Raw genomic sequence first — 814 nt, 5'->3', positions numbered from 1 at the left:
TCGGACAATGCGTAGCGGCCCGTTACGGTGACCTCAAGCGCCTTGGAGCGCACCCACTCGAACACATCGGCGGCCCGTCGGAGCAGTTCGGACCGATCGGCGATGAAGTCCCCGAGGCTGGGCCGGATCAGGGTCAGCGAACCGCCGTGGGCGAGCCGAATCGGATCAAACGGCGGCACGGCACCACTTGCCGCGCCGAAGAGCACGAGATGGCCGCGGGTTCGCAGGCTGGCGAGGCTCGCATCGAAGGTGTGCGCRCCGACGCCGTCGAAGACARCCGGCAGTCCCTGACCGCCGTTGAGCCGCCTCACCTCGGCTGCGAGATCGTCGACTGCGGAGGAAAGGATCACCTCAGCGGCCCCGGCACGCTTCGCCAGCTYGGCCTTCGCCGTGGTSGACGTCGTGCCGATCACCCTGCCGCCGAGATGGGTGATGAGCTGGGTCAAAAGCAGCCCCATGCCACCAGCAGCCGCATGCACGAGCACCGTGTCGCCCCCCTGAACCGGGTAGGCGTCCTTGACGAGATAGTGCGCGGTCATGCCTTGGAGGAGCACGGCGGCGGCTGTCTCGAAGCCGATATCGTCGGGCAGCGGCACCAGCCGGGAGGAGTCCACGACGGCCCGCTCGGCATACGTGCCGGGAATCTCCACCCAACCGACCCGGTCCCCGACTGCGACGTCAGCGRCGCCGGGTCCAACTTCGACGACCGTGCCGGCGCCCTCAGCGCCCGGGGTGAAGGGCAGCGGGAGGCTGTACCGGCCTTCGCGGTGGTAGACGTCGAGGAAGTTGACCCCGGATGCGGCGACCTCCACGA

General features: G+C 68.9%; 1 protein-coding gene. It reads right to left on the bottom strand.

Features of this window, described 5'->3' with window-relative positions:
* A partial coding sequence (locus ACXJMZ_RS37340; RefSeq protein WP_457034435.1) for a quinone oxidoreductase family protein occupies positions 1–814 on the bottom strand: 814 nt, incomplete at both ends.

It is taken from the genome of Kitasatospora sp. P5_F3 (assembly GCF_054049135.1).
Note: the sequence above shows the minus strand (reverse complement) of the source record. Positions and strands in the feature narration are given on the sequence as shown.